Origin of the sequence: Psychromonas sp. KJ10-2 (genome assembly GCF_047323255.1) — a bacterium.
In the GTDB taxonomy this organism is placed as follows: Bacteria; Pseudomonadota; Gammaproteobacteria; order Enterobacterales; family Psychromonadaceae; genus Psychromonas.
Window position 1 is genome coordinate 3,940,281 of the sequence record NZ_CP178827.1, and the last position, 21,789, is coordinate 3,962,069.

General features: G+C 39.2%; 19 protein-coding genes and 2 pseudogenes. 16 read left to right on the top strand and 5 right to left on the bottom strand.

The window, feature by feature from the left end; translation table 11 throughout:
* Positions 1-7 precede the first annotated feature (7 nt).
* The 10 genes and pseudogenes from ACLKL2_RS19490 (at position 8) to ACLKL2_RS19535 (ending at position 9,494) form a co-directional block, all read left to right on the top strand.
* Positions 8-757, top strand: a complete 750-nt coding sequence (locus tag ACLKL2_RS19490) for a hypothetical protein (RefSeq protein ID WP_113817915.1) — start codon at positions 8-10, stop codon at positions 755-757.
* A 476-nt stretch (positions 758-1,233) separates the two neighbouring features.
* Positions 1,234-1,605 carry a cupredoxin domain-containing protein gene (locus ACLKL2_RS19495; RefSeq protein WP_413692877.1) on the top strand — a complete coding sequence of 124 codons (372 nt, stop codon included), beginning with the start codon at positions 1,234-1,236 and terminating at the stop codon, positions 1,603-1,605.
* A gap of 3 nt (positions 1,606-1,608) precedes the next feature.
* Positions 1,609-2,480, top strand: a pseudogene (locus tag ACLKL2_RS19500) (FTR1 family iron permease).
* A 135-nt stretch (positions 2,481-2,615) separates the two neighbouring features.
* On the top strand, positions 2,616-4,016 hold the full coding sequence (locus tag ACLKL2_RS19505; RefSeq protein WP_413692878.1) for an imelysin family protein: 1,401 nt from the start codon (positions 2,616-2,618) through the stop codon (positions 4,014-4,016).
* Between the two features lie 118 nt (positions 4,017-4,134).
* Positions 4,135-5,535 (top strand): di-heme oxidoredictase family protein, encoded by a 1,401-nt coding sequence (locus tag ACLKL2_RS19510; RefSeq protein WP_413692879.1) that lies wholly within the window; start codon positions 4,135-4,137, stop codon positions 5,533-5,535.
* Entirely contained in the window at positions 5,532-6,518 is a 987-nt protein-coding gene (locus tag ACLKL2_RS19515) for a hypothetical protein (RefSeq protein ID WP_113817910.1), read from the top strand. Before ACLKL2_RS19510 ends, ACLKL2_RS19515 begins: the two co-directional genes overlap by 4 nt.
* The gene (locus tag ACLKL2_RS19520; RefSeq protein WP_413692880.1) at positions 6,502-7,422 is read left to right on the top strand and encodes a sterol desaturase family protein; all 921 of its coding nucleotides are present in this window, start codon (positions 6,502-6,504) and stop codon (positions 7,420-7,422) included. The genes ACLKL2_RS19515 and ACLKL2_RS19520 overlap by 17 nt, the downstream gene beginning before the upstream one ends.
* On the top strand, positions 7,419-8,597 hold the full coding sequence (locus tag ACLKL2_RS19525; protein WP_413692881.1) for a cytochrome-c peroxidase: 1,179 nt from the start codon (positions 7,419-7,421) through the stop codon (positions 8,595-8,597). Before ACLKL2_RS19520 ends, ACLKL2_RS19525 begins: the two co-directional genes overlap by 4 nt.
* A gap of 269 nt (positions 8,598-8,866) precedes the next feature.
* Positions 8,867-9,025: a hypothetical protein gene (locus ACLKL2_RS19530; RefSeq protein ID WP_413692883.1), complete on the top strand. Its 159-nt coding sequence runs from the start codon at positions 8,867-8,869 to the stop codon at positions 9,023-9,025.
* A gap of 19 nt (positions 9,026-9,044) precedes the next feature.
* Positions 9,045-9,494 (top strand): PEP-CTERM sorting domain-containing protein, encoded by a 450-nt coding sequence (locus ACLKL2_RS19535; RefSeq protein ID WP_413692884.1) that lies wholly within the window; start codon positions 9,045-9,047, stop codon positions 9,492-9,494.
* 81 nt (positions 9,495-9,575) lie between these two features.
* On the opposite strand, the pseudogene ettA reads toward ACLKL2_RS19535, so the two are convergent.
* Positions 9,576-11,254 (bottom strand): annotated as a pseudogene (ettA, locus tag ACLKL2_RS19540) (energy-dependent translational throttle protein EttA).
* A gap of 652 nt (positions 11,255-11,906) precedes the next feature.
* On the opposite strand from ettA, the gene fdhD reads away from it, so the two are divergent.
* The 4 genes from fdhD (at position 11,907) to ACLKL2_RS19560 (ending at position 16,935) form a co-directional block, all read left to right on the top strand.
* Positions 11,907-12,761 carry a formate dehydrogenase accessory sulfurtransferase FdhD gene (gene fdhD / locus ACLKL2_RS19545; protein WP_413692885.1) on the top strand — a complete coding sequence of 285 codons (855 nt, stop codon included), beginning with the start codon at positions 11,907-11,909 and terminating at the stop codon, positions 12,759-12,761.
* A gap of 10 nt (positions 12,762-12,771) precedes the next feature.
* Positions 12,772-15,075, top strand: coding sequence for an FdhF/YdeP family oxidoreductase (locus ACLKL2_RS19550; protein WP_413692886.1), 2,304 nt, complete (start codon positions 12,772-12,774; stop codon positions 15,073-15,075).
* A 195-nt stretch (positions 15,076-15,270) separates the two neighbouring features.
* Positions 15,271-16,536, top strand: coding sequence for a serine hydroxymethyltransferase (gene glyA, locus ACLKL2_RS19555; RefSeq protein WP_413692887.1), 1,266 nt, complete (start codon positions 15,271-15,273; stop codon positions 16,534-16,536).
* Between the two features lie 207 nt (positions 16,537-16,743).
* Positions 16,744-16,935 (top strand): hypothetical protein, encoded by a 192-nt coding sequence (locus tag ACLKL2_RS19560; protein WP_113817903.1) that lies wholly within the window; start codon positions 16,744-16,746, stop codon positions 16,933-16,935.
* A gap of 141 nt (positions 16,936-17,076) precedes the next feature.
* On the opposite strand, the gene ACLKL2_RS19565 is transcribed toward ACLKL2_RS19560, so the two are convergent.
* A complete protein-coding gene (locus tag ACLKL2_RS19565) occupies positions 17,077-18,027 on the bottom strand; it encodes a DMT family transporter (RefSeq protein WP_413692888.1) in 951 nt (316 codons plus the stop codon).
* A gap of 92 nt (positions 18,028-18,119) precedes the next feature.
* On the opposite strand from ACLKL2_RS19565, the gene ACLKL2_RS19570 reads away from it, so the two are divergent.
* Together ACLKL2_RS19570 and ACLKL2_RS19575 are read left to right on the top strand one after the other, a co-directional pair.
* Positions 18,120-18,515, top strand: coding sequence for a LysR family transcriptional regulator (locus tag ACLKL2_RS19570; RefSeq protein WP_413692889.1), 396 nt, complete (start codon positions 18,120-18,122; stop codon positions 18,513-18,515).
* A gap of 1 nt (position 18,516) precedes the next feature.
* Positions 18,517-19,035, top strand: a complete 519-nt coding sequence (locus tag ACLKL2_RS19575; protein ID WP_413692890.1) for a substrate binding domain-containing protein — start codon at positions 18,517-18,519, stop codon at positions 19,033-19,035.
* A gap of 149 nt (positions 19,036-19,184) precedes the next feature.
* Here the strand turns inward: ACLKL2_RS19575 and ACLKL2_RS19580 are convergent, their stop codons facing one another.
* From ACLKL2_RS19580 to ACLKL2_RS19590, 3 genes are all read right to left on the bottom strand, one after another.
* Positions 19,185-19,739, bottom strand: coding sequence for a peptidoglycan-binding domain-containing protein (locus ACLKL2_RS19580; protein ID WP_413692891.1), 555 nt, complete (start codon positions 19,737-19,739; stop codon positions 19,185-19,187).
* Between the two features lie 1,207 nt (positions 19,740-20,946).
* A complete protein-coding gene (locus tag ACLKL2_RS19585) occupies positions 20,947-21,360 on the bottom strand; it encodes a hypothetical protein (protein ID WP_413692892.1) in 414 nt (137 codons plus the stop codon).
* Between the two features lie 94 nt (positions 21,361-21,454).
* Positions 21,455-21,634, bottom strand: a complete 180-nt coding sequence (locus ACLKL2_RS19590; RefSeq protein WP_413692893.1) for a hypothetical protein — start codon at positions 21,632-21,634, stop codon at positions 21,455-21,457.
* Between the last annotated feature and the right edge of the window lie 155 nt (positions 21,635-21,789).

A 21,789-nucleotide genomic window follows, 5' to 3' on the forward strand; every position in this document is an offset into this window, starting at 1 on the left:
GAATCATATGATTTTAAAAAAATGTGTTTTAACCGCTTCGGTTGGTTCATTATTAAGTCTGTCTTCTTTATCGGTATTCGCAGCAGACGAGGATGTTACATTTTCTGACGAAACACCTGCAGTGACTGATTCTGTGCCATTAACGGAAGCTGAAAGCGACCCAAGTACGTGGGTTGATATGAGTGACCCAACGGCTATCTATTCTCACGCAAGTATTGGTGGTGGTAATCAAGGTGTTGATTTATCGGCGACTTATGGTGGCTACTTAAGTGGTGTTTATAAGCATAGCTTTACACTTGCGGCACGTGAAGACTTAGAGCATTACGAAACCAACTACTTTATCTTAAACTCTGCTTCTAACTCAGGTGTGGCATTTGATAACAGCTGGAGTGAAGACATGCGTGTCGATCATACTGATTATGATGACCTAAATGACAACTCAATTGGTTTCTTCGCTAAACTGCCATTTATGGAAGATAAAGTAAGATTCCACCCTAAAGTAAGCGTTGGTTTTATTTGGGGCGATGATTTTAGCGATACTACATACGTTAAATTCGATGCAACAACACGTTACCGTTTTGACCACATGTACTGGGTAGGTGTGACACCAACTTATGCTTACGGCTTCAAAGGTGAAGATCTGAACGAATGGACTGCAACAATTGATGCAGGTGTACAGATTTCTGATGTATTTGGTATCAGTGCTAGTGTTAACGATGATAAAGATTTCCTTGCGAACGTTACTTTCGCATTTTAATCTTATGACTACGTTTAAAGTAATCTTGTCTTGTTAATAGATAGCGATTATTAGAGTAGGCCAGACGCGTTATGCTTCTGGCCTTTTTTGTAACTGAAGGGAGGTATTTTATTGAAATAGAAGTAATTTATAAACATATAAAGCCTAATTACGATCGTGTTTATGCTTATCTTTTCTACCGCCATCTTACTTGATGTTGTATCTGCCTTTAATCACTTAAAGAGCAAAAAAATGCACACTTATTTTTAATAAAAAGAAAAAACCATAAGTGCTTAAACATAAATAAATAAAGGGCTCACTACTATTTACTTGACATCGTTTGGTTAAATAAATCACAATACGAATCTAAATTATTATCATTTGACATAATATGTAAGATAATGGTTTTTTACCAATCAATTTTTTTACTTAATACTTTTTGGAACATTATTAATGAAGTTCACCCGTATTTTTTCCTTTCCTCATTTATTGCTCTCATGACATTTAACTCATTAGCTTTTGCTAGCGAAGCAGAAAATACAGCACAACTAGATGCTGATGGTTTTAGTGTAGAAATGAATGACCCTCGTTATACAAAATTAAAAACTTACCTTGTTGAAATGAAAGATGGTGTTTTAACACCAGCTAAATTAGTGGTACCAGAAAAAACCAAATTTCGTCTGGTAGTACGTAACCTCGGTAATAAACCTGCTGAATTTGAAAGTAACCAATTACGCCAAGAGAAAGTGCTTTTTATGGGCGCAGAAACAACATTAGTGATTATTCCTCTTGATGTGGGTAGTTACGATTACTTCGATGATTTCGCACCAACAACACACGGTAAAATAGTCGTTAAAGCTAGGGATTAAAAGATGGGACAAACAATTTTTGTCGTCTGTAGAGAGAGCATTGAAGCACTCTTAGTGATCGGAATTCTTTATGCTTGGATGGATGGAAGAGCGGATGCAGCAACCGGTAAAAAATGGTTGTTGGCAGGAGTAGTAGCTGGTTTTGGTTTAGCTGCATTATTAACATTAACCTTAATTGGTGTGTCAGATTTATTAGGCGGTGAAAGCCGTGCTTGGTTTGAAATCGGCATGTTAACGTTTGCTAGCGCATTGATTGTACAAATGGTGCTATGGATGCGAGTTCATGGTCGTACATTGAAGAAAGAGTTGGAAGCTGGTTTAGAGAAAAGCTTACAGGGCAAAAAAGCTGGTGGGGTGTATTTTTCCTCGCCATGATTGCGGTAGGTCGTGAAGGCTCTGAAACTGTGATGTTCCTATATGGCTCATTATTACAGCTGGGTACAGTTGCTTCTTACGTTAGCTTCTTTTCTGCAGTTGCCATTGGTCTTGCCTTGGCGATGGTACTGTTTTACGCCTTGCAATTAGGTGGCAAGTTCATTTCTTGGAAATGGTTCTTCAAAGTCACTGAAATTATGTTGTTATTCCTTGGCTCTGCGTTGTTCTTAGCAGCTTCGGAAAAATTACTAGGTGGGCCACTTGCTGCAACTGATTTACCAGCTTGGTTATATAGCAATGTTTGGGATATGAGCAGTGTATTAAGTGATAGTTCTGTATTTGGTAACTTATTAGCATCACTGTTTGCTTATCGCTCTCAGCCAATAGGTTGGGACCTTGCAGTATTAGGTATTTACTGGGTTGCGGTACTCGCCATCTTAACATGGCAAGCAAGTGAAAAAGCGACTCCCGTTGTTCAGGTAACGGCTGAACACGCTTAACCAGTAACAGATAGTAGAAAATTTAATAATAAATTGCAGAACACAATTTACAGAGTTGCAGGAAGCAATTATCAACTTGAGCTTTATAGATAATAAAGCTCTTAACGTTTTAAACGTAAAACCAGGAGTAAAAAAGTGAAAAAGACAATGTTAAGCACTGTGATTGCAGGCGCACTATTAGTTTCAGCATGTAACACTGAAGCAGAAAAGCCTGTAGCACAAAATGAAACAACCGCAGTGGAAGCAGTTAAAAGTGAAGTAGTTGCAGCAACTGGTTTAGCAGAAAGCAGTCAATTTGCAGCACTAACAACTTATGCAAACATTGCAACAGCTAACTACACTGATGCTGTTAAAGATGCAAAATTGTTACAAGTAGCAATCAGTGCTTTTGTAGCGGCGCCAACTGAAGCGACATTAAAAGCAGCTAAAGATGCATGGTTAGTATCTCGTGAAAGCTACGGTACAACAGAAATCTTCCGCCTATCTAACGGTCCTATCGATGCTGAAGACGGTTGGATCGCTGACGCTTACGGCGCACGTGAAGGTGAGTTAAACTCTTGGCCACTAGATGAAAACATGATCGATTACACTATGAACGCAAATAACGAGCGTACAAGCGGTAACATCATCGACACTAAAGGTACATTTACACCAGGCGGTGAAGATGTAACGGCAGTTGACGTTTCTTCATTAACACCTGAAGTATTAGGTGAATTAAACACTAACGGCGGCGACGCAAACGTAGCAGCTGGTTACCATGCCATTGAATTCATGCTTTGGGGTCAAGATCAAGACTACAACAACATGATTGAAGATACGATCACTCACGGTGCAATGACTGCTGGCCAACGTCCATTAACTGACTTCACCACTGATAAACTAGCTGAACGTCGTCTTGCTTACCTTGACGCAGTAGCTGAAAAAATGGTTGAAGATCTAGAAGTAGTTGCAAGTGCTTGGGATGTGCAAGTAAGTGGTAACGATGGTCTTTACCGTGCTGCTTTATTAGAGCAACTAACGGGTGACCAAGCGTCTAAAAACATTGAACTAACAACGGCTCTTAAGCAAATCTTTGCTGGTGTTGGTGTATTCTCTAAATCAGAACTAGCGAATGAACGTATTGCTGTTGCAGTACTAACGCCAAGTGAAGAAGATGAGCACTCATGTTTCTCTGATAACACTCACCGTGATATCGCGCAAAACTACCAAGGTATCAAAAACGTATTACTAGGTGAATATAAAGGTCAAAAAGTAGGTCCTGCATTTATTGATCAACTTTCTGATGCAGAGCAAGCTGTTATTACTGATTTAATGACTGATATCGAAACACGTATCGATACAATCAATACGTTAGCAACAACTACTATGCACTTTGATTACCAAATTCATCCAGAAAACGAAGAAAGTGTACAAAACATCGTAACGCTTAAAAACCAATTACGTCGTTTAGGCGACCAAATGGTTGTAGTATCTAAAGCTTACGGTATTTCACTGACGACAAGTGATGTAACGGATGCTGAAGAAACTCAGCTGTAAGTCCTTATTTCGCTGTAATACAGCAATGAAATAACAAACGCCACTTACCGTATTCGGTCGGTGGCGTTTTGCGTTATCTGTTTAACTAAAGGCACACCATTCATTTTGAAAGTGATTTATGAAAAATAATTATTACCAGGTCTCGAAGCATATGCTTTGCGGCGTTTTTTTGTTTTTGGGGTTAAGTAATATTAGCTATGCTGAAAACAGCCAGTTTAATGCAGATGAGTTTACTAATGCCAAAGGCAGTAAGCCTTTTTCACACCCCATTAAAATGGATGATGAAGCCTTTGATCAATACATACTAGGTCGTTCATTCTTTTCCATTCCTTGGGTCGAAGCGCCAAGTGCGACCACCGCACGTGATGGTTTAGGTCCGCATTTTAGTTCTAATACCTGTGTTAGTTGTCACGAAGATAACGGTAGTGCACCGACACTTAGCAGTAAAAACCAACCCTTAAGAGCATTAGTCTTTAAATTAACACAACCGAGCAAACACACGAGCCGTTGGTTAATACATAATATCGATACCCCCATGCACGACAATGTGCCCGATCCTGTTTACGGAACGCAAATATCGATTAGAGGTAATGGTAAAGTTAAACCAGAAGCTCAAACACGTTTGAAGATTGAGTCGATCCCTTTTACGTACCCGGATGGTCAATCGCTTACCTTAACAAAATTTATCCCTTATTTAGATAAACTCGGTTATGGGCCATTAGCCGAAGAGACAACCATCTCTTTGCGACAGCCTCCTACATTAGCGGGTTTAAGATTAATCGAACAAGTCTCTACTGAAGATATTTTGGCTTGGGAAGATCCCGATGATAAAAATGGCGATGGCATCAGTGGCCGAGCTAACTGGTTAAACTCGCCGGATCAAGGTGAAAAAATACTGGGGCGTCTTAATTGGAAAAGCAGCGCAGCGGACATTGAAAACCAAACCGCCAACGCCGCTGCCCATGATTTAGGCTTAACAAATCCCTTTTTCACCGAAGAACGTTGCCAACCTGCACAAAAAGATTGTTTAGCTGCGCCTAAAGGGGATAATACGCCGCTTGGTAGTTTAGATTTACCTATGTTGCGCTTAAAAGCAATCAGTGCGTTTATTCGTGATCATAAGGCGCCACAAACAGTGCGCTTAGATAAACAAGCACAACAAGGTAAAAAACTATTTGAAGAAACTGGCTGTGTCGCTTGTCATAGGGCAAGCATGAGCACTAGCGAAGGTGTCGAATTCCATCCTTATAGTGATTTATTACTGCACGATATGGGGGATGCATTACAAGATGGACGCCCTGAATTCTTAGCCAGTGAGCGCGAATTCCGAACAGCGCCATTATGGGGTGTTGGCGCAAGAGTTAGAGGGAAACATCGTTTTTTACATGATGCTCGCGCAGCAACACCGGAACAAGCCATTCTTTGGCATGGTGGTGAAGCAGAAACGGCTAAATCAACATTTATTAAATTAGACCAAGATCAACGCTTGGCCTTGCTACACTTTCTGGAGCAATTATGAAAACTATGAAACACTTGTCACTGATTTGTTTACTTAGCACACCGATGTTAAGTCATGCTGTGCAAAAAGACCCTTATGCCTCAATTTATGATAATGTGCTGCAGCAAAACGCTGATAATGCAGTGCAATATTGTGCAGATTTACAAGGTGCGTTAGACAGTGATTCAGGTGAAGTACGCCATCAAGCCTTTGAACAACTGGCAAAAGGGTGGGGACAAGTACAAGCTAGTTACATCCTAGGTGGTTACGACATGAATGCGATGGACTACCCGTTGATGGTGGATTTCTTCCACAGTGGCAATGAGGATATCCATGCCAGCCTTGAACGTTTAATTGGTCGTGACTCAAAACCAGCTTCTGCATTATATAAAAACTCTTATAAAACCATGACTGCGATCGACTCTGTGATGTTTACAGGTGAATGGACCGAGAGAAGAAAAGCCTTTGCTGAAGTGATGGTGGCTAACGTATGTAAACGATTCACACAAATCAGCGATGGTTATAAAGCAAACCGTGATGCATTTTTGTTTGATGTAGACAAAGGGTTGTCATTAGTGGTTAATGCACAAATCGAACACATTTACAAAACCCGTGATTGGCGTATTGCGCAAGTGAGTGGTTTAACTAAAGCTAACTTAGGAGTAACGAAGCCTGAACTACAGCAGTTTCCATACAGTGAAGCATCATGGGCATTTATTGGTGGTGTTTTAGAAACCAACCAACAACTATTAAGTGAAGATAAACAGCCTAACGTAGCGACTATTGCTTACGAAAAACATGGTAGCGAAGGGATTAAAGCAGTACAAAATGCACTGACTGCATCAGTTGAAGCGTATAATAATACACCGGCAGACCATAACTTTAACCTGAATGACATGATCCCACTCTTTCAAGGTCTATTGGATGTACAAAAAGCCTTTTACAGAGAGTTAGTAAGCCGTATTGGTGTATCAGCGAACTTAATCGATGCCGATGGCGATTGATTCTCCATTAGCGCTGTTTCTTAACGGTAGCCAACGTATATTTTGGGGGTACCTAATTACCAGCGCGGTAATAGCGACAGTGTGGTATGTGTGGCAAGGGCGTAAGCTTTCTGTCGCCAACATGAAAGCGTATTGGTTGAATGCTGATGCGAAGCTCGACTATCGCTATTTTTTGGTCAACTGGCTGTTAAAAAAGCTGCTGATCATTCCACTGTTTTTATCAGGGCAAACAGTGGCTCTGTGGGTATTAAACTATTTAAACTCAAACTATGAACCACTGTTCTTATCTTGGTATTATCGCGATATCGTTTTTTCTTATACCCTGTGTTTATTTGTGCTTGGGGATTTAAGTCGATATTGGTTACATAGATTAATGCACACGAATCGTTGGTTGTGGAAGTTTCATGAGGTACATCATAGTGCAGAGTCATTAAACCCGTTAACCTTCTATCGTTTACACCCAGTGGAGATATTACTATTCGCACTACGTAACGCCATTGTGGCAGGTGTAGTGACAGGTGTTTTCATCTTTTGTTTTGGTGCGCGCGTTGATTTATATACTGTGTTAGGTGGCAACCTATTTGTGGTCGCATTATTCTCATTTACTGGGAACTTAAGACACAGTCATATTCGTTTAAGCTATGGGCGTTGGCTAGAGAGATTATTGATCTCGCCAGCACAGCATCAAGTGCATCATCAACAAGAAAGTATGCGAAAAAACTACGGTAGTGTATTAGCTTTATGGGATTGGTTATTTGGATCTTTAAGGCTAACCAAGGATGCAGCTACTATACAAAAATTTGGTTTAGGGGAAGGCAGAAGACAAGATTTTGATAGTGTTGTCAAAATTATGATTCGGCCTTTTTTTAATGTAATGACAAGTATTAAACGGACACTAAAGTGAAAAAATTTCTTTATATATTATTAATCGGGCTTACCAGCTATCAGGCGAATGCAGCTCAATTGACAGAAGCGCAACTAGGGAAGATTTTGTTTCTTGACCCAAGTTTCTCTGTGAATAGAACTATGTCATGTGCAACCTGTCATGAGCCTTCAACGAGTTTTAGTGATCATCGTGAAAACATAGGGCTTACTATGGTGTCACTGGGCGATGATAGTAAATCTCTTGGGACGCGCAATACGCCAATGGCAGCATATGCGAATACATCGCCTTCATTTCATTTCAATGAAGAGTTAAATGAGTATGTTGGTGGGCAGTTCTGGGATGGTCGTGCTAATACCTTAGCTGACCAAGCAATGGGACCGCCATTAAACCCTGTTGAAATGGGTTTTCCTGATGCTGAAACGGTAGTGCAGCGCATCCAAGAAAATCCATTTTACATTGATAACTTTAAACGTATTTATGGTGAAACAGTCTTTGAGCAGCAAGCTAAAAAAGATGGTGTTTTACCTGCTTTCAATGGTTTTGCTCGTGCTATTCAAGCATTTGAACAAACTGATGAGTTTGCAACTTATGACAGTAAGTATGACCGATTCTTAAAAGGCGAGTATGAGCTAACAGTGTTGGAAGATTTAGGTCGTACTTTATTCTTCTCTAATAACAATGTGAGCTGCAATAGTTGTCACATGTTGAAAACAGAAGATAGTGAAAAAGAACCGTTTACTAACCATCAATACCGTAACATTGGTGTTCCTTCGAATGCTCAATTGATCGCGTTAGGCCACGTACAAGATGACTTTATTGACCATGGTTTATTAGAAAACCCTGCGGTAGACGATCCTAAATACGATGGTAAATTTAAAAATCCATCATTACGTAATGTCGCAGTTACAGCCCCTTATATGCATAATGGTGTATTCAAAGATCTACGCACTGTGATGGAGTTTTATGATCATTACAATAACCCCAAACGTACGATTAATCCTGAAACAGGTAAACCTTGGCGTACAGCTGAAGTCCCTAACACAATCGATGTTGAAGACCTAAAAGCCCAAGCAATGACGGACCGTAAGATTGATGCATTGATAGCTTTTATGAAAACATTAACCGATAAGCGTTTTGAACCTTTGCTGGAAAAACAAGAAAAGCTGGAAAAAGAGAAAAAAGCAGCCCAGTAACGTATTTACAGTTAGCGTGTTAAAAGACATTAATAGAGGATCAGGATTGTAGGGCATTCGTCTATTCAACTCTTTTTCTCTTCAATTTCAAACTTCTCTCACCCACATACACTGTAAGGTGTCAGTTTTATTAATACTTTGTTAGTTTTATTTTTCTATAATTATTTTATTCCTTTATAATCAATGTTTTTTAGTTTTGGTATGATTAGTGCTTAACATGCTTCTTTATAGGTATTTTTGCCTAATTTAATTTTTACAGGAATAGATTCATGAGAAAAATCATCTCAATATTAGTGCCGTTATTATTTTCAATGGCGACACAAGCAACAGTGATTAACCATAGTACAAGTGGCCAGTATACCTCTAGTGTTAACAGCATCGGTAATGTACAAACATTTCAAGATTACACACTGATTCTACTCTACTAATGGTAAGAGCGATAGTAAAGTGAGTGCTTTTGCAGGCGTAGATAAAAATGCTTTTGATAATATTTCAACGGGTAATGCCAAATCTGGATCTGCGTATCAAAATAGTGTAACCGTTGATACAGGCTCAGTATTTTCATTTGATTGGTTGTGGTACAGCGCTGAAAATTCAAATTCATACTTTAATGATTTTGCATTTGTTAACTTAAGTCTAGGTGATCTTAGTTGGATTGCCGATACATCAACACCAGACTGGACAACGGGGTCTTTCGAATGGACTGCTACTGAGTCAGGTCTATTAACCTATACGGTAGGGGTGTTCAACGTTAATGATAATTTAGAAAAGTCGAAATTAATTGTAAATAACTTTTCAGTGTCCGCTCCAGTTGCAGTCCCTGCACCTGCTATGTTGGGGCTTTTTGCTTTAGCGGTACTGGGCTTTTCTATTAGCCGTCGTAAAAAGGTCAGCTAATCTTTAAGTAAATAAAACTTAACGCATAAAAAAACCATTCAATTTGAATGGTTTTTTTGTTTTACGCTTATTATTTTTAGTTTAACTAATACGTTTGTACTTCACACGCGTTGGTTCAACTGCAGCTGCACCTAAGGTTTTCTTCAACCATGCTTCGTAATCCGTGTAGTTACCTTCGTAGAAGTTAACTTGGCCTTCATCTCGGTAATCGATGATGTGTGTTGCAATACGGTCTAAGAACCAGCGGTCATGCGAAATAACCATAGCACAACCCGCAAAGCCTAGTAGCGCATCTTCAAGTGCACGTAAGGTTTCAATATCTAAGTCATTGGTCGGCTCATCCAGAAGTAATAGGTTACCGCCAGATTTAAGCAGTTTAGCTAAGTGTAAACGACCACGCTCACCACCAGATAAATCACCAACAATCTTAGATTGGTCAGAACCTTTAAAGTTGAAACGACCTAGGTAAGCACGGCTTGGGATTTCAATGTTACCTACCGGATAATATCACTGCCGCCAGACACTTCTTCAAATACAGTTAACTTGTCATCCATGTGATCACGGAACTGATCAACACTCGCCATCTTAACTGATTCACCAACAATAATTTCACCTGAGTCAGGTTGTTCTGTGCCACCTAACATTTTAAATAACGTTGATTTACCTGCACCATTGGCACCGATAATACCGACAATCGCGCCTTTAGGGATACTGAAGCTTAAATCGTCAATTAATACACGACCATCAAATGATTTAGTTAAGTTATTAACATCAATGACTTGATCACCTAAACGCTGACCCGTTGGAATGAATAGCTCGTTTGTTTCGTTACGTTTTTGGAAGTCTTGATTATTAAGTTCTTCAAAGCGAGATAAACGTGCCTTACTCTTAGATTGACGACCTTTAGCGTTTGAACGAACCCATTCAAGCTCTTGTTCAATTTGACGTTGGCGTGCTTTCTCTTGTGATGCTTCTTGTTTTAAGCGCTCATCTTTTTGCTCCAACCAAGAAGAGTAGTTACCTTCCCATGGAATACCGTAACCACGGTCTAACTCTAAGATCCAACCTGCTACATTATCTAAGAAGTAACGGTCATGGGTGATCGCCACAACAGTGCCTTCATAGTCATGTAAGAAGCGCTCTAACCAAGCCACAGATTCAGCATCCAAGTGGTTAGTCGGTTCGTCGAGTAATAACATATCTGGTTTTTCAAGCAGTAGACGACATAACGCAACACGACGACGTTCACCACCAGACAATACTTTTACAGGTTGATCCCAAGCTGGAAGGCGCAGTGCATCAGCTGCACGCTCTAGTTGGTTATCAAGGTTATGTCCATCATGGGCTTGGATAATATCTTCTAATTGACCCTGGCGTTTTGCTAGTGCATCAAAATCTGCATCTTCTTCAGCGTAAGCAGCGTAAACCGCATCTAACTCAGTTAATGCTGATTTAACTTCAGCAACCGCTTCTTCAACAACTTCACGCACATTCTTTTCAAGGTCTAATACAGGCTCTTGCGGTAAGTAACCGATTTTAGTGCCTGTTAATGCACGCGCTTCACCTTCAAATTCTTGATCAATACCCGCCATAATGCGTAATAAGGTAGATTTACCAGCACCATTTAGACCAAGTACACCAATTTTAGCGCCAGGGAAAAAGCTTAATGAAATATCTTTTAAAATCGTACGCTTAGGTGGAACTACCTTAGAAACGCGCGACATAGAATAAATGAACTTATCAGGCAATGCTTGAGCCATGGGGAATCCTTTATAATGAATAAAATAATTGTCAGCTATTGTAAGTATCTACCGAACAACAAGCAACAGAGTGGTATGGCCTAGGTGAGCAAAAATGCGAAAAGAGACAAGCATTGGAATAGAAAAAGAAAAATAACACTTATTTAGAAATTGAATACAGATAATAATTATCGATTGATAGTGTAAGTAATTGGCAGTTATGATTTTCTCTCATGGCATATAAATGTAGACTTTATTTTTGTTTATTTTTGGAAGGTATTCGACTGAGGCAATAGATATTGATAGAAAATCAAGGTTATTTAATTCTATTAGTTTTTTACCAGCTCCAAGAAAACATTATAAAATTTGTATGTACTTTTACATAAATTCAAAGTCCTTTTGTTAACCAGACATGCAGATGCTTTCACATCTTTGATACTCAATATCGGCTGCATATTTTGATGGGGGTCAGACAATCTTCTGTAAAAATAGATTGCGAGGGCTGTTGATTAATTTCAATCATTATTTTTAATAAAATTCTTCATAACCCCTAAAAAAATTGTGAATAATATGTTATAAAGCAGAATACCATGAATCATCCTCCTACTGGTTGTAAATCACCAGTATCAGCCTGAATCTTCTTCTTAAAAAATCAAAGTATCAAGGGTTAGTAATGAGTACAAAGTCCTATCAGTATGTTAATCGACAACGTTATCGATTAATGCCCGAGGGAGATATTGATGTGTGCTTGAGTGAAGATGTCGTGATCAGTGAAGAGCCGTTAAACATCGTATTACATTGGACGTGTAAAGAAACTCAACAACCATTAGAAAAAACATTTATGGTAACCATGAGAACACCTGGGCAAGATGCCTTACTGGTGACAGGGTTACTACTTTCCTATGCAATTATTCAAGACAAAAAACAGATAAAAGCTATTGAAAACGAAGAGTTTAATCAATGTGATGTCCTTTTAGATGATGATGTAGAGCTAGATTGGTCATCATTAACACGACAATTTGTTAGCCATTCTGGTTGCGGCATTTGTGGTGCCAACGATGTAAAAAAGTTAGCGCATACTTTTGACCTGAATATTGACCAAACGCCTGAATGGTTGCCGATTCAAAAAGTACTGACTTTCTCCTCTCAGTTAAGAGAACAGCAAACATTATTTTCAGTAACGGGTGGCGTACATAGCGCGGGCGTCTTTACGTTAAACGAATGTTTAGCAGTGCATGAAGATGTTGGGCGTCATAATGCCGTGGATAAGGTAATTGGCGAGTTGGTCACCAAAGACTTATTAAGTAAGCAAAATATATTAATGCTCAGCGGACGAGTTAGTTTCGAATTAATGCAAAAAGCGGTTGCCGCTAAAATGGCTGTGGTAGTGGCGATTGGCGCACCCTCGAGTTTAGCGGTAGCCGTTGCAAAACAATTTAATATCACCTTAATAGGGTTTGTGAGGGATCATACTTGCAACGTCTACCATGGTGATTTTCGTTTAAAAAAAGACTCATTAAAACAATAGGTAGGCAATCATGACCGTTAAAAAATATAAAGGTGCCGCTGGTGGTTGGGGTTCACTTGTTAGTACCGGTAAACATTTATTACACAGTGAAAATGTTGCAAAAAATGTATTAAATTTATTAAAGACCAATCAAGACCATGGTTTCGACTGCCCGGGTTGTGCTTGGGGTGAAGAAGGTAAAAAAGACCGCTTTAAATTTTGCGAAAATGGTGCAAAAGCAGTGAACTGGGAAGCCACATCTCGTCGCTTAACACCAGTGTTTTTTGAGCAATATTCAGTGACTGCGCTGCGTACTCAAACAGATTACTTCTTAGAAGACCAAGGTCGTTTGTCAGTACCTTTAATGTACGATGCAGAAACCGATAAATACACAGAAATAAGTTGGGAAGGGGCCTTTGAGTTAATCGCTAAACACTTAAATGGTTTGGAAAGCCCTAATCAAGCTGAGTTCTATACTTCGGGGCGAGCAAGTAATGAAGCTGCATTTTTATACCAGCTATTTGTAAGAAAATTCGGTACCAACAATTTCCCTGACTGCTCAAATATGTGCCATGAGGCAAGCGGTATAGGGCTTAAACAAGCCATTGGGATTGGTAAAGGCACGGTTACTTTAGACGACTTTGAACATGCCGATGCTATTTTTGTATTTGGACAAAATCCTGGTACAAATCACCCTCGTATGCTGCATACGTTAAATCATGCTGCACATCGTGGCGCTAATATTGTCACCTTTAATACATTAAAAGAGCGTGGTTTAGAACGATTCGCGAACCCACAGTCTCCAGTAGATATGATGTTTGGTAGTTCAACTAAACTAACTAGCCAATATTTCTCACCTAATTTAGGTGGTGATATGGCCGCAGTACGCGGTATGGTTAAAGTCTTATTAAAACGCCATGAACAAGCCCTTGAAAATGGTGACCGTGTGTTTAATTTAAAATTCATTGAAAAACACACCAGCGGTTTAGAAGCATACTTAGCAGAGGTTAAAGCAACACCTTGGTCATTAATTACCGAGCAATCTGGTTTATCTAAAAATCAAATAAAATCAGCGGCGACGGTTTTTCAAGATGCTAAACGCGTGATTATTACCTGGGCAATGGGGATTACCCAACACAAGCATTCTGTGGCAACCGTTAATGAACTGGCTAATTTGCAGTTATTATTTGGTCATATTGGCAAAAAAGGGGCGGGGTTATGTCCTGTCCGTGGCCATTCAAATGTACAGGGTGATCGCACCATGGGCATTGATGAAAAACCACCACAAGCATTATTAGACAACATAGAAAAAGCCTTTAACTTCAAGCCACCACAAGCGCATGGCCATAATGCCGTACAAGCGGTAGAAGCGATGTTACGTGGTGACAGTAAAGTGTTTATTGGTTTAGGTGGTAACTTCGCTGCAGCGATGCCAGATACAGAGGTTACTAGACAAGCCATGAGTCGTTGTAATTTGACTGTTAATATCGCGACTAAATTAAATCGAACACATTTATATCCAGGTAAAGATGCGCTAATCCTTCCTTGCTTAGGTCGAACAGATATCGATTTACAACAGGGTAAGCCGCAAAAAATCACAGTAGAAGATTCATTCTCAATGGTTCACGCCTCTCAAGGTGTGGTGAAAAGTGATATCAGAAAGATGCGTTCAGAGCCTGCAATTATTGCTGGTATTGCTCATGCTACATTGGGCAATGAACCTGTTGATTGGTTAGCGTTAATAGAAGATTATGATCGTATTCGTGATTTAATCAGTCAAACTATTCCTGGTTTTACTGATATGAACAAACGACTTGCAAATCCAGGTGGTTTTTATTTAGGTAACTCAGCGGCGGAATACAAATGGAATACCAGTGATCAAAAAGCACAATTCCATCGTGCGCCTTTGCCTGAAGCAATCGTGTCAGCCTCTCAACGCGCACTGAGTAAAAACCCCGTATTTGTTTTACAGACGCTTCGCTCACACGACCAATACAACACCACTATTTATGGCTTTAGTGACAGGTACCGAGGTTTAAGTGGTGACCGTCATATTATCTTATTAAATGAAAAAGATATTAGTGCGATTGGATTAACTTCAGGTGACAAAGTGGATATTGAAGCATTATGGGGCGATGAAGTAGTCAGGAAAGTGACTAACTTTACGGTATTAGCATACGATATTCCAATGGGTAATGCTGCGGCTTACTATCCTGAAACCAATCCACTAGTGGCATTGGCTAACCATGGTGATTATACCTTCACGCCAAATTCAAAATCGATAGCTATTGTAATCACGCCTGCACATGATCCCGTTCCTGAACGCATCGTATAATCCTTTATATCCTGCTAAAAACTGCTTGGTTATTAACCCTTTTATCAATAACCAAGCATTTGCTTTTAATTATTACCAATCTTCACGTTGAGTAACGATATATTTCACGTCATTGCTCTATGCAATAGCGTAAAGTTTGCGTAAAATGCGCACCATAAATTGACTTATACTTTAAATTCCTACCAGGAGATGCACATGTTTAACCGAGATATGAATATTGCTGATTACGATCCAGAATTATGGAAATCAATGACGGATGAAGTTCAACGCCAAGAAGATCACATTGAGCTGATTGCGTCAGAGAACTACACAAGTCCACGCGTGATGGAAGCGCAAGGTAGTCAATTAACAAACAAATATGCTGAAGGTTACCCAGGTAAGCGTTACTACGGCGGTTGTGAGTACGTTGATGTTGCTGAATCTCTAGCAATCGAACGTGCTAAATCTTTATTTGGTGCTGATTACGCAAACGTACAACCACACGCTGGTTCTCAAGCAAACAGTGCGGTTTACGCTGCATTATGTACACCTGGCGATACTGTTTTAGGTATGAGCCTTGCTCACGGTGGTCACTTAACACACGGTGCATCTGTTAGCTTCTCCGGTAAAGTTTACAACGCTGTTCAATACGGTATCAACCCAGATACAGGTGTACTGGATTACGCTGAAGTTGAGCGTCTAGCTGTTGAACACAAACCAAAAATGATCGTTGCTGGTTTCTCTGCATACTCAGGTATCGTAGATTGGGCTAAATTCCGTGAAATCGCTGACAAAGTAGGTGCTTACCTTTTCGTTGATATGGCACACGTTGCTGGTCTAGTGGCAGCGGGTCTTTACCCTAACCCAGTACCATTTGCTGACGTTGTAACAACAACAACACACAAAACATTAGGCGGTCCTCGTGGTGGTCTTATCCTTGCTAAAGCTAACGAAGCAATTGAGAAAAAATTAAACTCAGCTGTGTTCCCAGGCGGCCAAGGTGGTCCATTAATGCACGTTATCGCTGCTAAAGCGGTTGCATTCAAAGAATGTGCTGAGCCAGCATTTAAAGCATACCAAGAGTCTGTATTAGCAAACGCTAAAGCAATGGTTAAAGTATTCCAAGATCGCGGTTACAAAATCGTATCTAACGGAACTGAAAACCACCTTTTCCTCGTTGACTTGATTGCTCAAGACATCACAGGTAAAGAAGCTGATGCTGCATTAGGTCTTGCTCACATCACTGTGAACATGAACTCTGTACCAAATGATCCACGTTCTCCATTTGTTACATCTGGTCTACGTATTGGTACACCTGCGTTCACTCGTCGTGGTGCGAACACTGAAGATGCAACTGAACTAGCTGGTTGGATTTGTGACGTACTTGATGCAATCAAAGACGAAGAAAAACTAGCTGCTACTATCGAAGCAGTAAAAGTGAAAGTAGCTAAATTCTGTGGCGCACATCCAGTGTACGCATAATAGTTAATTATCTGCTTTAAAGAGTCCGTGTTTGTTTTTAGCAAACACGGATTTTTTTGTCTTTAATTTGTTGAATTATCAAACTACCTCTGTGTTGATAGATGTAAAAAGCAGGCGTATTATACCAATTAAATAGATAATCTAGTCTATTCGACATCACTTAAAACGTTACGCGAAAGTGATCTGATTTTTATAACGGGGTTTTTTATGAAGCATTCAAAATTACTAGTGTTAAGTGTCACGCTGTTGACTACAGTAGGGATGTCAGCTTGTGCTCCTTTATTTCACGGTGGTCCAGGTGGCGGTGGCGGTCCTAGATTTGCCAATGAGCAACTCAATACAGATAAAATCATTGAGCAACAAAATATAGATAAAGCATTGACGGCATCCATTAATTAAAGTGCTTACTACCATCAGCTTATCGTACTTATCTAATCTAACTAACCAAGGCATTGGTTAACCGATAAGTACGACCATTTTTTAACACTGCTTTGTAATGACATAGCCTCTATAGTGTTAATGATTATGTCGTACCTACCGCTATTTATTTGCTCTCATTGAAGTCACCAACACACTGGCAAGGATTAACCCGCCGCCAATCATCTGCAACACAGTAAATGACTCATTCAACCAAACTACTGCAAATAAAGCCCCGAATAACGGTTCGCTACCCATCAACAAAGATACTTTAGTAGGCGATATCTTTCTGATTGCGTAGTTTTGAATACAAAAAGCAAATAAAGTACAACACAACACAAGGTAAGCCATAGTTAACCAAAATGACATGGCAGTGGGCAAGTGAATATGAGCAAGGGGCTGTGTTAAAAAGCATAAGACAAGCGCACTGATCGCAACAATAAATGACTGAATAGCAGTCAGCGTAGAGGTAGTAATATCTTTACCTTCAGATAATCGCTTAGTCACAGTGACCATCACAGCACGCAAGATAGCTGCACATAAAATGAAATAATCACCTGTGTTGAGCGTTATTGTTGCAGAGCCAGAGTGAGTTAAACAATAAACGCCTACAATAGAGCAGAGGGCCAACCAAATTAATGAAGGTGAGATCTTAGAACGGTTAATTAAAGGCTCAAAAAAAGCCGTTAAAATGACCGATAAACTAATTAAAAAAGCCGCGTTAGAGGCTGATGTTTGCGAAATACCATAAACTTCAAATAAGAAAATAGCAGACAAAATTAGGCCGCTTGGAATTGCCACTTTCCAATCTTTATTGTTACCAGCTCGGCACTCTTTAAACACAACCGGTGCCATACATAAACTGGTCAACGAGAAACGAATGGCAATGAACAACAATACGCCAGTAAAGATAAGCGCCTCTTTGGTTAACCCATAACTTGTTCCCCAAAAAATAGCGACCAATAGTAACAACATTTCAGTTAATGGAAATTTAGGCAAATACTCGGTGAAAATGAAAATGAAACCTGAACGCTTCTCTACCGCGTTGCTTGCTGTACTGTTTAGTGTGTTCATAACGACTCTTTCTAATAATGATTTTGACAAGCAGAGTATTAATAATTAACTTAGATGAAACAATACTAATAAATGGAAAGGATATTTGCGCTGTGGACATTAATAAATTGATTCCTCTGCTTTCTGAAATGGCTATTTTTGTCAAAGTAGTGGAGTCTGGTAGCTTATCTCAAGCGGCTCAAGCAATTGGCGTTTCACCCTCATCAATCAGCCGCAGTGTGGCGCGTTTAGAACTCGCTATTGAAGAAAAATTGCTAGAAAGAACTACCAGAAAAATGCGTTTAACCCCTACAGGTGAGCAAGTCTTTATACAATGTCGAGACATGCTAGCCTCTGCTAAAATGGCTGTTTCAGCGGCGCAATCTAATGAAACTGACATTACAGGATCGCTACGTATTGCTGCCCCTAAAGCACTGTCACGACAAGTATTGATGCCAATGGTGATGGACTTTTTAAAACTGTATCCAAAAAGTATCCTTTCACTTTAAAGTGGCCGATCACATTATCGACCCAATTGGTGATGAAGTAGATTTAGTTATTCGCATTACCGACAGCCCAATAGAAGGGCTGGTGGCTAAAAAGTTAGGTAATTGTAAACAGCTATTATGTGCGACACCCGCTTATTTAGAAGAGCATGGAGCACCAGAACATCCGAACGAGTTAAGAAATCATAACTGCATCGTACTCGGTGAGGTGACAAAAGATCGTCAATGGAAGTTCCAGCATGAAAAACAGGTGTGTGAAATAAACGTTCAAGGCACATTTACTGTTAATCATAGTGAAATTCGTAGAGAGGCAGTACTTCAAGGTATTGGTATTGCACTGTTTCCTGATTTCTCAGTGGCTAAAGAGATTGATTCAAAACAACTCTTACAATTGCTACCTGAATGGAGGACATTAGGCAATTATCAAGGCGGTATTATTGCACAATATCCACAGTCGAAGTTTATTCCCAGTCAGCTAAAAGCCTTTGTGAACTATTTAGCGGAAGCACTTAAAGATAGGTGATATGTGATAGTGTCAGTTTTCACTTAACGACGTAATAAAAGCCCTGTGACGGAAAATACGCTAAGGTTTAGGCTTTGTTACAAAGACACTAGACAAGTTAAAAACTTATCTAGTGTTCAGTTGTATTCGCTCAGGCCATTAATCAATTATTAATGGTTTGCTTTTTTCAGTATTGTTAACAGTGCTGAAGTGCTTTTTCCATCAATATGGAGGTTGTGTTTCTTTTGAAAGCGTTTAATCGCTGTTCGTGTATTCTTACCCATTAAACCATCTGCGCTACCTGCTTTATAACCAAGACGGTTTAATTGCTGTTGTGTTTGCAATACTAAAGAGCGTCCTGAAACCGCTTTTGTCGTCGTTTTATGCGTTGTGGTTACCGATTTTTGTTGTACTTTTTGCGGTGTATTTACAGCAGTTTTTGATGAGTATGCTGTTGTCTTAGAGGCTTGAGTCGCAGCTTTTGAGCCATTACTCACTTTCTGCTCTGTTGTGACGGTCGTTTTAGTGGTTGTTTGAACAACGCTTTTTGAACCTTGTTGATTCACGTTGTTTTTGTTATTAGTGGTATTGTTAGTGGCTGTACAGGCTTTGTTATTATTTGCGTTTTGTGAGTGGCAATCAGAGGTGTTTTTCCCATTATTTTGTGCAAATGCCTGTTGTGTAAAGACTAATCCACATACCATGATTAACGTTGAAAATTTCATTTAGGCTTTCCTTTCTAGAGAGTTAATTACTGTCTTTGAGTCAACTATCAACAAGATAAGTTCACATTGTTATCTCTTGCTTTGGTGGCTTATTGATAGAGATTATTTCAAGTTCTTAAAAGTTTAAGGATTGATTAGATGGTTTCTCGTCTGCGCTCGTCAGGTCATTTAGTAGATTATTTACTGAGGTTTATTTGGGGCGCTGGCTTTAGCCTGCTTGTTTTTAATATTTACATTAGTTGAAAGCATCTGAATAAGCTTCGTCTGCGCTCATCCAGTCAGATCGTTCTTTATTAACTTTCTTTTCGCCCTGTCGGCGAGTTCATTTTCTTTATACGACCAAAGAAAACAGAACCAAAGAAAGTCGCCCCAATTCGTTCTTTATTCTAAATGAATGAGTACCTTCTTAACGCACCGCTCATACGCCACGTCCATGTGGCGAACTGAGCTAGCAACGGCAAAGGGCACGCAGAGCTTAGCCCGCTCATTAACTATGCTGTCGCATAAATCGCTCCATGCCTTACCTTGCTAAAGTCACTCATTAATTCAGAAAAACTCAACGGGGAAGTGGACGTAGCCATATTGAGCAAGGTTTTATTGTAACTGTGTGATATTAAATATTTAAATTTTTGGCTGTTCAGTACTTTTTTCTTGCGGAGTATCCATGGCTAGAGCGAGCCTAATCCAAACATTCTGTTTGGATTTGCTAAAAGCAATGAATGATTTAGGAAAGTTCAACGGTGGGGGAGTTGTAGTCATATTGAGTAAGGTTTTATTGTAACTATTCGATATTGCTAATTTCAATAAGTGGCTATCTAGTACTTAATTAAATATTGCACTACAATAAAGCTTTTATGTTCACCATTAAGAGCACCGAAAATTTGGTAAGAATCACTCTCTAAATATTACTGCCTGATTATCTTATAACATCGAAGAGTATTTAAATTTGCTTAGTGACGTTTGGGCAATAACTTTTTCTTAGATTCTTTTTCTTGAAAGGCTTTATAAGTATCAATATCAAAATAAGAGACCGAGTCTAATTCTGATTTCGAGACAATAGTTCTGAAATCATCAAGGCACAATGTCTCATGACTTGAATCAAGTATTCCTGTCTTTAAGTAATGTTCATGATAATTTGAAACTAATTTCAATTCTAATGTGTCTGAATCCCGATAACCACTTAAAAGAGGTAAAATTTCAATAAAATTTACCCGGAGTCAACTGTTGGTTCTGCTAGGCACAGTCCGACATACACTTTTTTGGATTTTAAATTTAAGGCAATTGGAAATTGGCGAATTGTAGCTTCCAAAAGCAATGCTTCAAGCCTATCTTTGTCTGCTATTTTAGCAATTGTTTTCATTTTAAATCGTTTAAAGCATAGGAAAAACAACTTAGAGGTACATCCAAAAAACAAAGAAATAAACAGAGTTACAACACTTACGGAAGCCATTTTGAAATTGAGAATAGAAAGAGTTAACGCATCATTAAGTGTGATTAATGTTTGGTGATATTCATTAAGGATAATTGAAACAACATTTAAATAATCAGCGACTAGACAAATTCCGACACTTAAAATACTAAAAAGTACCCCCAAGAAGCTACATGAAAATACGACTCCCATCCAGTAGAGCGCTTTTGACGATAACGAGCAGGTAAATGAAGGTTTGTGAATATAAAACCAGATACAAGGGCTATGGCAATAAATACCACACTCATTAAATTTTAATACCTTCCAGCTTTTTTATTTGTGATTTGATGCTAGAAAGAACTTCTCTAGAGTTTAGGTCGAGAGAAACATAGCCGTTTCTATTAATGGTTATTTTTCCGCGGTTAATCATTAATGCTTTTTCTAGGCGGGATTGATTAGAAGCTGATTGCTTTGATTTATTATTCATACTCCCTCCTTTATATTTAAGATATTACAAATAATAACTGTAAACTATCCACTTTAATTTAACCAGATAAATATTTTTCATTGATGAAAAATATTTAAAAAGTATTTTACACTATGGAATAAATTTGAAGTTTTTAAATAAGATGCGAACATCCT